We start from the raw sequence: 12817 nt of genomic DNA, 5'->3' as shown, positions 1-12817 counted from the left end.
GTCGTCAAGACCGGCGCCGTCGTGGGCGCGAATCGACATTCCTGAGGTTCGGTCCCAAGACGCCGGCGGCGGGTTCCATCGGGTGCCTCAATGGGCGTGGGCCGAGGACGCGGATGCCGGTGTCCCACCATAGGCCCGCATCTGGCGGATCTTCTGCTGCTGGGTCTCCACACTATGCTGCGCCATCGGCGCAGTTCCGGATCGGGGCCGCTTTCCAAATAGGCAAACGCTTCTTGGCGTGCCGACGATGAGGCCGTCCACGGCGTCTTGCTCTGGCTTGGAGAGGCTGAGAGTCGTCGCTACATCCCGCACGTCCGACGGCGAAGCCAACACTTAGCGTTTAAAATTCGTCAGTCGGACAGCGTCCAGTGCCCGGCCTGTAAATGCCTTCAAGGAACTCCGACTGGCAGCTTAGGCGGCCTAGGCTTCCCATCCGCTGTGCTGCCAGAACAGTTGCACATTGGCGATGGCCTCGGGCGTCTCCATCAGCGGCAGGGTGTAGCCCGCCGGGTGCCAGGAGATTCCAGTCTCGGCTTCCGGGCGCTGCAGCGTCACGTTCACGCTGGCGCCCAGGCCCCGACAGGGCGCCCGGCAACCCGTAGAAGATCTGCTGGGCGCTCATCTCGGCGCCGTAAACCTCGGCCCATTTGCCGTTGTTGGGCATGGAGATGGTGACGCCGTCCGGCCCCATGTTCGCCCCCGCCGTACCGTCGCGGATGTTGCTGGAGGCCGAACGGAACAGGAAGTTCTCGGTATCCTTCTAGAACAGGCCCAGCGAATAGGCGCCGGTGTCGCCGTTGTAGCGCTCGATTGACAGATCGTAGTTGATCGCCTTCATCGGCTTCGGCGGCTTTCTGACGGAGGCGCAGTCGTTGACTCATGTCCAGCATTTCCAATGGGGACGCGGCGTCGTCGGCTTGGCGTTCCGCGCCGCCGAAATCATCAAAGGGCGTGGAGTCCGACCGGCGCGCGCGATCGATTGCCATGAAACGACATCAGGATTACGGCTCTAAAAGCCTGGGTCCGGCGCGGGTCGTTGCGACCGACGACCCAGTGAAGGCCTCATCGAACCAGCTGTCGATCTCTCGGTAGATGTCGCGGATATTGGCCGGGCTCCAGTTGAAATGCCCCTCCCCCCAATAGGTCACGAGCCGCGCCCGACCGCCTTCCCGGTTGATCGCGCTGAAAATCCGCTCGGACTGCGATATCGGCACGAAATCGCGGTCCGCGGTGATCAGCAGCACCGGCGCCTGGATCCGGTCGGCCTCATAATAGGGGCTGGCCGCCACATAGGCGTCCGGATCCCGATAAGGCGGCCCATCGATCTCGCCCTGGCCGGTCTCGACCCAGCCGCTCTGCTGGCGCAGGGTCGCGAATTCGGCCGGCGCGGTGCGGCTGACGGGGGTGAACTCGCCCCACTCCCCGGCCAGATCGCTCATGCCGGCCCAGGAGATGATCGCCCGGTAGCGTGAGGATCGCGCGGCCATACCGAGCACCAGATAGCCGCCATGGCTGTGACCCAGCAGACCGACCCGATCGGCCGGCAGGGCTGGATAGGCCGCCAGCGCCGCATCCAGCGCCAGGCCGACGCCTCGCCCGATCTCTTCGATCGACAGGCCCTCGGGCGCATCGATCGGCAGAAATGGCGATAGGACCGCGAAACCTTGCGACGCCAGCAGCGCCGCGCGGGCCCCATAGACGAGACTGAAGGGGTCCTGGATGCGGCCGCTGTCCAGGGCGCCGGGATAGGGCATGACGATCAGGCCGCGCGCGCGATCCAGCGGCCGGTCCGCAGGGACAAAGAGCCAGCTCCGCGCCGGGCGATCCAGGCGGTCCCGATGCTCCACCGCGACGGGCTGCGGCAAGGTTCGCGACGCGAATCCTGTGTTCAGCGTCGCCAGCCGGCGGCTCTGACCATCCCGCAGGAGGTCCAGGGCGGCGACGCCCTGTCGCGCCGTAAGGACCAGGGCCGAGCGATCCCCGACGGCCGCCACCCGGCCGCCCTCGCCGATCGGACCGATCACATGAGGACCGTCCGGCTCCACCGACGTCAGCACCCCCGCGGCCTCGACCCAGGCCGCCGCCCGGCGCGGGGTTTCGTTTGACCGCAGCCGGACCGGCTTCTGCAGATCATTGAAGCCGGCGTCGACATAGCCGCCGCGCTCGCCGACAAGCTCGGCGACGCCCCCGTCCCGTATCCGCCACACCGATCCGTCGCCGACGAGCAGGACCTGTCCGTCCGGGGCCGCCGACAGGCGACCGGGCGGCCGCCGCAGGGCGGCGGTCAGGATCCGGGGCCCGCCCGGCTCGAGCGCGAACCAGTCGAACCGGTCCCCGGCCCCGTCGCGGGCATACAGCAACGGCGTCTCGCCCAGCCAGTCGGCTGTGACGCCGCGGAGCTGATCGATCGTCACTCCGGCCGGCAGGGGATCGAGCGCGCCCCGTCCGCGCCAGGCGACCCGTCCGTCCCGCGTCACCGACGCCAAGCCGCCGGCCTGCCAGTCCTCGCCGTCAGTCCGCGCCCAGATCAAGAGGCGCGCGCCGTCAGCCGACCACCGCAGCAGATGCGGCGCCACGTCCAAGGGCGCGTCGAGGGCGGTCGTCGGCCCGCCGGCGAGGTCAACGAGTGTAAGACGACCGCGTCGGGCCAGATCCATCTGCACCACGTGATCATGCGATACGGGAATGGGCGCGGCGCCGGTCACGACGGCGGCGATAGCCCCGTCCGGCGACAGGGCGAAGTCCTGGACGGCGCCGTGGAACAGGGGGCGGACCGCGCCCGTCAGCGTGTCGAGTTCGATCAGTCGCCGGTCCGGGGCGTCCGCGCCGGAGAGCACGCCCGCCTGGGTGTCGAACGCCACCTTCGACAATCGACCGGCCTCGGCCTCGCGCCAGAGCGCCACGGTCTTGATCTGGCTGTCCCCGTCATAGGCGAGGGGCCAGGGCAGCCCCCCGTCCGGCCGTGTGGTCAGCAGCAGCCGACGCTCGTCGCGCCAGGCGAAGGCCGCCCCGGTCAGCGGCAGATCCGGGGTCAGGCCGGTCCAGCGCACCGATCGATCCGCCAGCCGCACCACGCCGGCCTCCCAGGTTCGGCCGCGAAGCCGAAAGACCAGCAGCTGCGTCCCCGACGGCGACCAGCCGCCCAGAGTGATGCCTGTTCCCTCCCCTTCCGGCAGCAGAGGCGCCGCCGGCGCCTGCGCGTTCAGGTCTGCGATCCAGAGCCGGCTGCCCGCCCAGACCGACCTGTGGCCAAGATCATAGCGCGGCAGGTCCTCATACGGGGTGCGGCGTTCGAACACGGCCCAACGCCCGTCCTGCGACAGACTCGCCGCCCCGAAGGACTCCATCCGCAGGACGTCGTCCAGGGTCAGCGGTCGAGCCGGTTCGGCCGTGGCCCCCGTCGCGCCGGCTGCAGTCGCGCAGTCCCCGGTCGCGCAGTCCCCGGTCGCGTAAGCCCCGGTCGCGTAAGCCCAAGGCGCGCAGGCCAGCACGGACGCCAAAAGCGCCCGCAGCAGGAATTTCAGCATGACCGCCTACCAGCGCCGGATCAGCTGAAGCGCGACCATGCGCCCATAGGGATTGGCCTGTCCCGGATCGAACCCGAACCCGCCGGCGGCGTCGTAGAAGGGCGGCGCCCGATCGAACAGATTCTGGATGGACAGGGCCGCCTCTAGGCCGCCCAGGGATGACGCGGACGGCGACCAGGCGAGACGGGCGTCCGCCGTCGTCCAAGACTCCACCGCCCGGTTCGAGACGTCGCGGCCGGCTGAGACGTGATTGGCGAAGAGGCCGGCGGACCAGGCCCCGCGGCTCCAGGTCGCCCCCGCCCGCGCGCGAAGCCGTTGGGGCCGCCCGACCCGCCCCAGGGCGTCGACCGAGGGGGCCGCCCCGGTGGTCCGCGTCTCGTAGTCGAGCAGATAGGAGGCGGAGGCTTCGGCGGCGATCCGCTGATCGCCGCGCGTGATCGTCGTACGGCCGCTGACGTCCAGGCCCCTCACGATCACCGAGGCCGCATTGACCCAACGGCCGTCGACGAGCGCCTGATAACTCTCGACGGGAAACTGGCCGCCCAAGGGGAAATCGGGGGCGGTGATATAGGCGGTGACCAGGGCGCGGTCGTCGGCGTTTCCGGCCGGATCGAGGAAGCGGACGAAGGGCGACAGCGTCGGGTCGATCAGGGCCGTCGACAGGTTTTCCGTGACCGGCTGGCTGATGCGATCCTCGAACCGGGTGTCGAAATAGGTCAGGCTCAGCGTCGTCGCCGACCCGGGGCGCCATTCCACCCCGGTCGTCCAGGTGTCCGCCGTCTCCGGCTTCAGCGCGGGATTGCCGCCGTAGAGATAGAGGACGAGCGCCTGCCCCCCGCCTTCCCGCGCCAGGAAGGTTCCGCTCGTGACCGAGGGCGCGCTCCTTTGCTGAAGCGAGGGCGCCCGATACGAGGAGCCGTAGGACGCGCGCACCCGCACCGTCTCGCTCGGCGACCAGACCAGGCCCAGCTTCGGATTGGTTGTCGAACCGAAGTCGTCATAGTCCTCGAACCGCGCAGCGAGCGACAGCTCCAGCCGTTCGACGCCGGGGCGGCGGTTGTCCTCGCCGATCAGCGGAATCCGCACTTCGCCGAACAGGGCGGCGATGGCGCGCTCCGCATCCGGCGAAACGGAAAGAACCGGTTGCGCGCCCGTCAGGCTTTCGGTGCGGCTGGCGAAGGTCTCGTGGCGCAGCTGGCCGCCGACGGCGATTTGCACCTCCCCGCCCGGCAGACGCGCGATCGGTCCGTCGATCATCAGATTGAGCGTGTGATGGCGGCTACGGTCGAGCCCGGCGACAGAACCGGAGCCGATGAAGGCGAGGACGTCGTCCGTATTGGCCGCCCCGTCGCCGAACGGGTTGAAATAGCCGTCGACGGCGGCCCGGAAGGCCGTGGCCGGATTGTCGGCGGTCACGCCCAGGGCCTCGTTCAGGAAGGCGGTGTTGAGGCGGTTCGTCACCCCGCTTTCGCCGCGCTCCTCCGCATAGGCCAGATAACCGTCCAGCGACCACCCGCCGCCCAGGTCGTAGGCGCCGCCCAGTGAGGCCCCGAGGCTGCGGGACGCGCCGAACTGCCGGGTCGGCCCCAGATCGCCCTCGAACGAATAGGCGATGGTGTGCGCCGCCGCGCCGCTCGGCGAGACGAAATAAGGATTGGCGGCGGTCACGGTGAAGACCCCGAGGCTCGCCGCTCCGGCCAGCTCATAGTCGCGGCGGCTGAACCGCAGATCCCCGGTCAGATCGAGACGTCCGACCGACTGGCGCAGGCGGCCGTAGAGGCTGTGCCGCTCCACACTGGGCGTCAGGTCGGCGCCCAGGGACACGGCCTGGAGATTGGTCTCGCCCGCCGCGAAGTCGGCCGGCGAGGTCGCCGCGCCGCCGGCGGGCGGGCGAATGGCCCATTGCGACCGATAGGCCCGGGCGACCGGATCATAGACGACGATATTGCCGGGCGAACTGAACAGATTGCGTCGATCCGAGCCGCCGAACGGCCGCAGGTCGCCGTCGCGCGTATAGGAGCGGTCCAGCGACGACAGCCCCTGGGCGTGCTGATATTCGTAGGCCAGCAGCGCCGAACCGCCGTCCCAGGTTCGGCCTGCGGCGTGCGACACGATCAGATCCTCGCCGCCGCCTTCCACGGCGCCCAGGCGCAGCCGGCTCTCCTGACCGTCGAAGGCGCGCCGCATGATGACATTGACCACCCCCGCCACGGCGTCCGAGCCGTAGATGGCGGAGGCGCCGTCGAGGAGGACATCGACGCGCTCGACGGCGCCGGATGGAACGGCGGACAGATCGTTCAGCTCGCCGCGGAAGCCGGAGCCGGCCAGACGCCGGCCGTCGATCAGCAGAAGGGTCGATTGCGGCCCCAGGCCCCGCAGGTTCACGCTCGAGGCATAGGCGCCGTTGGAGCCGCCCCGGTCCGCGCCCGTGGTCGTCGCGATCGGCGTGCCTGCCCCTGCGTAGTTCTGGGGCAGTTCGGCCAGAACCTCGGCCACCGTGCCCAGGCCTCTCCGGTCCAGCGCGTCGCGATCCAGCATCGTCACGGGAGACGACGGCGGCCCTGAGGATCGCAACAGGGTGCCGGTGACGACGATCTCGGACAGCTGCGCCGCCGCCGGCGGACGCACGTCGGTCTCGATCCGGCGCAGATAGATGAGGCCCGGACGCGTGGTCGACCAGGTCAGACCCGTCCCGGCCAGAAGGCGGTCCAGCGCCGCGTCCGGCCCGTAGCGCCCGGTCAGCCCGTCCGAGGAAAGACCCTCGACCAGGGCGCTCGAAAAGAAGATCTGCCGATCCGACTGGGACGCGTAGAGGTTCAGGGCGTCGGCCAGGCGTCCGGCCGGGATGGCGTAGGTCTGCGCCGCCTCCGCCCCGGCCGGCCCGGCCGCGAACGTCGCTGTCGCCAAGGCGCAGCCGCACAACAAGCTCACTCGATTCATCACTTCTCTCCCCACGACGCGAATGACGTCGGGGAGAGAGACCGCCTGGACCCCGGCCTACCCCGGAGCCCCCGGCGAATTATTTTCAGCCGTCAGACGAAGCCGGCCGTCCGGATCCCGAGAAGACCTCAGACCGAAGGTCGCGGACACGACCTCCACGAAGGCGGCCCTGTCGCCGGTCCGGATCACGCCGTTGACGGACGCCTGGGCGAGCCCCGGGGCGTCGAGCACGATCGGATCCTCCAGATAGCGGTTGGCCTCGGCCACCGCCTCGGCCAGCGGCGTGTCGCGAAAGACGAGACGGCCCTGGCTCCACGCGGTGACGCTGCGGACGTCCACGGCGCGCACGACGGGCCCGGCGTGCGACAGGGTCGCCTGCTGACCCGCCGTCAGCCGCCGCTGAGAACCGCCGACCGGACCTCGAACCTCAACCACGCCGGAGACGAGGGTGACCCGCGCGGCCGCCCCCGTGCGTCGGACGTCGAAGACCGTCCCCACCGCCGTCACCGCCGTGTCGCCGGCGAGGACGACGAAAGGCCGCGTCGGATCATGAGCGACGGTGAACAGCGCCTGGCCGCGCTCGAGCCGCACGTCCCGGCGACCCTGTGCGAAGCGCACCCGAACGACCGAATCCGTGTCGAGGCGGACCGACGACCCGTCCGCGAGCGTGACGACGCGTTGCTCGCCGATCTCGGTGCGATAGAGGTTGCGCTGCGAGGCCCAGAGCCCGGTGCCCGCAACGGCCACAACCACGGCCAGGGCGCCGGCGAGCGCAGCGACGCCTCGGGGCGACCAAGGCCGCCGGGGGCTGCGCGCCATGGCCGCCGCGACCGCCTCGCCGACGGCGGGCGCGCCCGACAGCGCCCGCGCGCCCGTCCAGACGGATTCGACGCGGCCATAGGCGGCGGCGTTCTCGGGGTTTTGCCGCCATTCGAAGAAGTCTTGAACGGTCTGGGTGCTCACGCGCGGCGCCCCGAGGCGGAGATGCCACTCCGCCGCTTCACGCTCGGCCGTTCGCACCCGATTGGTCGGGCTTTTCATCGTCCGCCCCATTCTAGCGGAGCTGGGCCGCGCAATGCGCCAGGGCCTTGGTCATCCGCCATTCAACGGTCTTCTGGGCGATGCCCAGGCGCTCGGCGATCTCGGCGTTGCTGAGACCGACAAAACGCGACATCACAAAGACATCGCGCAGCGGTTCTGGCAACCCAAGGATGATCTGCTGCAGAAGAAGCGCCTCGTCCTGAGCGGCGGCGGCGCCTTGATCGCCCCAGTCGAGACCACTGCGGGTCTCGTCGCCACGTGTCCGACGGCGGCCCAGGTCCGCCGCGCATCGTCGGGCGATCGTCAGCAGGAGCGCGCGAGGCGACCGGACCTCCGCAGCGTCTCCATAGAAAGCCACCATCCGTTTCCAGGTCTCGTGGGCGATATCGTCGCTCTCGTCGCCGAAGCGCCGGCGCAGGGACCGGGTCAGCCAGCCGCCGTGATCGCGATAGAGTCCGGCCAGACGGCCGTCTCGCCTTCCGATGCGCTGGCTCTGATCCGACACGGGTCCGCCTCCTTTCGCAAAGAGGCGGACCCGGCCGATGCCGGATGTTGAGAACGTGGATTGAGACACGCGCGAGCGCCTTTAGCCTCGCCCCAAAGGGCAAGGCCTGGACATACGCGCACGCCACCCGAGCACGGAGCGTAATATCAGGTCGAACAGTTCAATCGAGGTTCTCACGCCTCGGCGTCCCTACGAACGCACCAGGAGTCTCATCCAGAAATCGCCGCCTGACAAGAGGCCGGGTTGCGACCGGGCGAACCCCGCGTAGAATGCCGCGGTCCGACCGGATTGCCGCCGCCCTGTCCAAGCGCCCCCCGCGCCAAAGGCGTCGGCCATGCCGACAGTCATGTTCTCACACTTCCGGTCGGACGCCTCCGCCTGATTCCTTTCGTCGCAGGACAACCCCGACGACGGGTCCAAGCGCTGCCGTCACCCCCATCCCGTGTTAGACTCGAATCATCATGAAGGACGCCCTCGACCATCTGCCCGAGCGCCAGCAGCGCGAGCTGGAGCGGATCAAGACCATCCTGCTGGACGAATTCGACCGCGCCATCCAGTCCGGCGGCGGCCCGACCCAGTCCTGGCGGCGCGACGGCAAGATCCTCAAGCTGATCCTGTTCGGCTCCTATTCGCGCGACGACTGGGTCGATGCGCCCGAGACCGGTTACCAGTCCGACTTCGACATCCTCGCGATCGTCAGCCATCCCAACCTGACCGACATCTCCCACTACTGGTATGTCGCCGAGGACAAGATCGCCCGCGACCCAGCCATCGGCCGCATCGTCAACCTCATCGTCCACACCATGGGCGAGGTGAACCAGGGTCTGAGCCAGGGCCAGTATTTCTGGACCAGCGTCATCCAGGACGGCGTCGAACTCTACGCCCTGCCCGGCCACGCCTTCGCGACCCCCAAGCCGCTATCACCGCAAGAAGCGGTCGAGATGGCGGAGCGGTATTTCGTTGAATGGTCCGCCAAGATCACAGAAGCCTTGGCTGGCAGCGAGTTCTACGCTTCACGAGGAAACATCAAAGACGCCGCCTTCCTACTTCATCAAGCCGTAGAGCGCTCTTACGCCTGCTTCCTTCTCGTCCACACCTTCTATTTCCCGCGCTCTCACAACATCAAATTCCTCCGGTCTCAAGCGGAGGCGATCGATCAAGCGCTGGTGGCCGCGTGGCCGCGCGAGCAGCGCGCCGACCGCCGCCGGTTCGAAATGCTGAAGCGCGCCTATGTGGAGGCGCGTTACGCCGACAACTACGATCTCTCGGCCGAGGATCTATTTTGGCTGTCTTCGGCGGCGCGGAACCTAGAAAGGCTTGTTAGCGCCGCTTGCCGCGCTCGAATCGAAACGCTGCGGCGCAACGCCGCCAGCTGAGCCTTGCTCCCACCGAACGTCGCCGATGCGCCAACTGCGGACGCTCGCTCCTCGCCGAGAAGTAGACACTAAAATCTCGGGGCCGAAGATTCGGCGAGCAAGATCAGATTCTAAGGTGTGTAGCGCTCCCAGTTGATCCGGACATATTCCGCCATCCCGCGGGCGGGGTTGTAGGGCGGGTACAGGTCTCTGAACCTGGCGAGCGCGGCGTCGAGCGTCAGGCCACGAAAAGATTCCGTGTGCTTGACCAAGTAGAGAAAAGCGATTGTGGGCGACCTGGAGGCACCTTGGTTGCAGTGCACGAGGACCTTGTCGAAGCCGATCCTTTCGTGAATGGCGGCCAAGGCTGCATCGACTAGTTCGGCGCCGATGTAGTTGACGTTGTCGACGTCGATGAGGTTCAAAATCAACCGGCCAGGTCGATGCGCAATCAGATATTCAGGGTGATCCTTGGATGCCGCCCTTCCCGAATAGCCAAGCGCTTGGCGATGGTAAGGCTCTTTGCACGCATGGATGATGAACCAGCCCGGTGCCCCCCGAACCAGATGCTCGTCGTGCTCTGAGCCAATATAAAGGTTCGGGAACACCTCAATCATTTTACCCTCTTTGCGACTAGCCGCTCTAGTCCGCAGACCTACAGCCACTGAGGGAGCCTTGGTAGTGATCGAACACGGAGAGATTGATCTGATCCCCCAAGAGGCGGATGGTCAGCCCTTACGGGGGTGGGCGATGATCCGGAACTTACATGCGCCGAAGGCGGCGTATTTCTACGACGTGGCCGAGCGTATTACCGACAAAGCCATCGATGAGCTGTTTCGTGATCTGAGACGCCAGGCGATTGAGCCTACGCAGAACCTCTTTCGCCATGATCGAGAGGCCCTCGACGGCACCCGATGGTCGGCCATCTGTTTTGCCCATCATCGGAACCCCGGCTTTCTCGATCCGCCTCCGCGGGTGAAGGAGCGGGTCTACGGCTTTCTCATGCTCGTCGAGCATGCGGGAAAGGTCGCCGTCCTCAGGTCCGGCCTCGATCTGACCACGGCCTTCAAGTCCAAGCATCTGAACCGGATCGATGCTGAACGGGTCGAGGCGGCGCTCGCCCATAGCGACGCGATTTTCGAGAAGATGCGGCTTCGCAACCTGAGCCCGTCGAAGCACGTCCTGCGGTCAAAGATGCTGGAATCGGAAGACTTGCGAAACGTCGTGGGGCCCGCCGGCAGCAGTCGGTTCGCGCCTCAGGGCTATACGCTGCGCCGCGACGACGGACACTATACGACCACGCCCAGCACGGGACGCATCTCCCAGCGATCCGACACAGCAGGGCACGAAGAGCTCGTGCCCTGGTGTGTGGGTATGATCGAGGAGCTCGAAAATCAGAACGCTCCGGTCGCGCCGTTTCTGCGGACATTCGCGCGCTCGGTCAGCCTGGCGACGTACGGAGACCGGCTGCAGCCCACCTTCTTTTCCGTCAACACGGCGTTGTTGGCCGAGGAGCTTCTGGATGAGCACGGCCCGCTGCGGCTCGTGAAGGAAGGAGAAGGCGGACCCGTCGCGCTGTCGCATAACGAGACGGCGGCAGTGCTCGATACGCTGGGTCCGAGTCTGTCGGTCCGCACGGTAAGGAAGGAGCTTCGTCTCGAGCCGACCGAGGGCCGGCGTCGGACACTGGGCAAGCTCAAGATCAACAAGGGACGCATCAGCTTGCGGAGCCTTGATCTGGCCGCCGCCGAAAGCCTGACCGTCGAACACAAAGCTGCGGCTCTTGGGCAGGATCCGAAGGCCCAGTCACTGCGGTCGTATATCAACCGCGAAAGCCGCTTCATCGTCCTCTTCCAGGATCTGGCCTTGGCTTACATCGACGGCGCCCTGTACCGCGACGACGGGTTCGCGGCGGGAGGCGACGACCTGTTGAGGTACCTGATCACAGAGCGCGCCCTTGCGGACGCCGTCAGCGAGAAGGGCGGACTGACGCCGGTCCAGACGACGTTTGATCCGACGTCGGTATTCGGGGTGGTGGTCAACCAGATCGCCCGCCAGGACGACGTGCTGCTGTGTGACGACCTCAGCGACGAGTGGGCGGATTTTATTGGCCTGAACACCACGGCCACACCGCCGACGGTGAGCTTCTACCATGCCAAGCACAAGGGCCTGTCGCTCGGCGCAACTCCCCTTCATGAGGCCGTGAGCCAGGCGCTGAAGAACCTGGGCAATATGGCGCTGCCGGAAAGCGAGATGGGACGCAAGGTCGCCTCCTGGAGGGGCGTCTACACCAAGGACAGGGTGACGTCGGCGATCCGTCGCGTCATCCGCGGCGACATCGCGACAGTCCCGGAGGCCATCGGCGCGGTGCGCTCGACGCCGGACATGATGCGACGCGCCTACGTCGTCACCTCCTCGCTGAGCAAACAGAGGGTGAGCGACGCCTTGGCCGACATCGCGGCCGGAAACCCTCCGTCACCCCATTTCGTCCAGCTCTACTGGCTGCTGATGACTTTCGTCTCAGCCTGCAGCGAAGTGGGCGCGTTCGGGCGGGTGATCTGTCAAGAGTAGGCTTGGGGCTAGCTGGCTCCACGAGGGTCAAACGAGAGGATAATGATACAGGCGTGAGGCCGCATCTTCTTCAGCACCTCAACGGCGCGTCCACTCGAACGCAACAGCGCGGTCGCGCCAATAGCAGTCATATGCAGTCCGCCAGGAACACGACATTCCGGCGTAGCGCGTGTGAGTGACGGCCGGGAGCAAGAGCTCAACGCGGGGGCCGCAGGAACCGCTAAGGAACATGCGGCCCAACCTAAGCAGGGCCTGCTGATCACACGCTATTCGTCACAAATGTGCAGTCCAGTGTGCCTCCGACACGATTGAAATCGGACTGCCTTCATCGCGCCACGCCGAGGCCTGGAGGATCTTGTTTCCAAAGCTGGAGTGCTTCCATGAGTCGGTCGCATAGGCGCCGACCACCAGGACTTGCGTCTTTCGACTTAACCCGCCGACTTGCCCGCCACGCTCCAAGACCGCGCTCTCACAGTGTTTCCTCTGGCCGAACATGAAGGTGCCGGTGAAGCAGTAGGTTCGCCCGCTGAACTGCAGGGCCGGAGCTGGATCGCAAAGCGGAAGGGTCGACGACTTGAGCACCTCTCCCAATTCGAAGTCCCTACTCGAGAAGCTGTTGAGCGTCTCGAGCAGCATCCCCTTTTCGTCATCGTCCAGGACGCCGTCGGCCAGGACCTCGTTGATCCGCGCATAGAGCGTGCGGATGACCGGCTGGTCGCTGACGACCGTATTGGCGGCCAGCCATTTCTGCAGGAACTCCACTTCCGCCTGGTTCAGATCGCCGTCGGCCGCGATGCCGCGCGCCAGGCCCACCAGTTCGTCGATCTGGCGCGCCGTGATCCGCTCGCTGCCCAGTTTGTTGATCAGACTGTCCATAC

10 protein-coding genes are annotated in these 12817 nt (G+C 67.1%); 3 read left to right on the top strand and 7 right to left on the bottom strand.

Features of this window, described 5'->3' with window-relative positions; genetic code table 11:
- Positions 1 to 420: 420 nt before the first annotated feature.
- Positions 421 to 561: a hypothetical protein gene (locus tag H2037_RS02985; protein WP_292117538.1), complete on the bottom strand. Its 141-nt coding sequence runs from the start codon at positions 559 to 561 to the stop codon at positions 421 to 423.
- A 263-nt stretch (positions 562 to 824) separates the two neighbouring features.
- Here H2037_RS02985 and H2037_RS02980 point away from each other — a divergent pair, with 263 nt between their 5' ends.
- Positions 825 to 1013: a hypothetical protein gene (locus H2037_RS02980; protein WP_292117536.1), complete on the top strand. Its 189-nt coding sequence runs from the start codon at positions 825 to 827 to the stop codon at positions 1011 to 1013.
- On the opposite strand, the gene H2037_RS02975 is transcribed toward H2037_RS02980, so the two are convergent.
- The 4 genes from H2037_RS02975 to H2037_RS02960 are packed head-to-tail and all read right to left on the bottom strand — an operon-like array spanning position 1002 to position 8013.
- Positions 1002 to 3527 (bottom strand): prolyl oligopeptidase family serine peptidase, encoded by a 2526-nt coding sequence (locus H2037_RS02975; RefSeq protein WP_292117533.1) that lies wholly within the window; start codon positions 3525 to 3527, stop codon positions 1002 to 1004. The two genes, H2037_RS02980 and H2037_RS02975, sit on opposite strands and share 12 nt — an antisense overlap.
- A gap of 6 nt (positions 3528 to 3533) precedes the next feature.
- A complete protein-coding gene (locus H2037_RS02970) occupies positions 3534 to 6467 on the bottom strand; it encodes a TonB-dependent receptor (RefSeq protein ID WP_292117530.1) in 2934 nt (977 codons plus the stop codon).
- Positions 6468 to 6524: 57 nt separating this feature from the next.
- Positions 6525 to 7508, bottom strand: coding sequence for a FecR domain-containing protein (locus tag H2037_RS02965; RefSeq protein ID WP_292117527.1), 984 nt, complete (start codon positions 7506 to 7508; stop codon positions 6525 to 6527).
- 13 nt (positions 7509 to 7521) lie between these two features.
- Positions 7522 to 8013 (bottom strand): RNA polymerase sigma factor, encoded by a 492-nt coding sequence (locus H2037_RS02960; RefSeq protein ID WP_292117525.1) that lies wholly within the window; start codon positions 8011 to 8013, stop codon positions 7522 to 7524.
- A 461-nt stretch (positions 8014 to 8474) separates the two neighbouring features.
- Here H2037_RS02960 and H2037_RS02955 point away from each other — a divergent pair, with 461 nt between their 5' ends.
- The gene (locus tag H2037_RS02955; RefSeq protein WP_292117523.1) at positions 8475 to 9389 is read left to right on the top strand and encodes a HEPN domain-containing protein; all 915 of its coding nucleotides are present in this window, start codon (positions 8475 to 8477) and stop codon (positions 9387 to 9389) included.
- Between the two features lie 110 nt (positions 9390 to 9499).
- On the opposite strand, the gene H2037_RS02950 is transcribed toward H2037_RS02955, so the two are convergent.
- Positions 9500 to 9985 carry a hypothetical protein gene (locus tag H2037_RS02950; protein WP_292117522.1) on the bottom strand — a complete coding sequence of 162 codons (486 nt, stop codon included), beginning with the start codon at positions 9983 to 9985 and terminating at the stop codon, positions 9500 to 9502.
- A 64-nt stretch (positions 9986 to 10049) separates the two neighbouring features.
- On the opposite strand from H2037_RS02950, the gene H2037_RS02945 reads away from it, so the two are divergent.
- Positions 10050 to 11939: a hypothetical protein gene (locus tag H2037_RS02945; protein ID WP_292117520.1), complete on the top strand. Its 1890-nt coding sequence runs from the start codon at positions 10050 to 10052 to the stop codon at positions 11937 to 11939.
- A gap of 273 nt (positions 11940 to 12212) precedes the next feature.
- Here H2037_RS02945 and H2037_RS02940 read toward each other — a convergent pair whose 3' ends face one another.
- Entirely contained in the window at positions 12213 to 12815 is a 603-nt protein-coding gene (locus H2037_RS02940; protein WP_292117519.1) for a BRCT domain-containing protein, read from the bottom strand.
- Positions 12816 to 12817: the final 2 nt, after the last annotated feature.

This window comes from Brevundimonas sp. (assembly GCF_013912065.1).
GTDB lineage: Bacteria > Pseudomonadota > Alphaproteobacteria > Caulobacterales > Caulobacteraceae > Brevundimonas.
This window is presented reverse-complemented; position numbering and strand designations above follow the sequence as displayed.

Bases quoted from the DNA above. Each gene is read 5' to 3' on its own strand.
- H2037_RS02975 (WP_292117533.1), bottom strand. From the start codon at position 3,527: ATGCTGAAATTCCTGCTGCGGGCGCTTTTGGCGTCCGTGCTGGCCTGC.
- H2037_RS02970 (WP_292117530.1), bottom strand. From the start codon at position 6,467: ATGAATCGAGTGAGCTTGTTGTGCGGCTGCGCCTTGGCGACAGCGACG.
- H2037_RS02965 (WP_292117527.1), bottom strand. From the start codon at position 7,508: ATGAAAAGCCCGACCAATCGGGTGCGAACGGCCGAGCGTGAAGCGGCG.
- H2037_RS02955 (WP_292117523.1), top strand. From the start codon at position 8,475: ATGAAGGACGCCCTCGACCATCTGCCCGAGCGCCAGCAGCGCGAGCTG.
- H2037_RS02950 (WP_292117522.1), bottom strand. From the start codon at position 9,985: ATGATTGAGGTGTTCCCGAACCTTTATATTGGCTCAGAGCACGACGAG.
- H2037_RS02940 (WP_292117519.1), bottom strand. From the start codon at position 12,815: ATGGACAGTCTGATCAACAAACTGGGCAGCGAGCGGATCACGGCGCGC.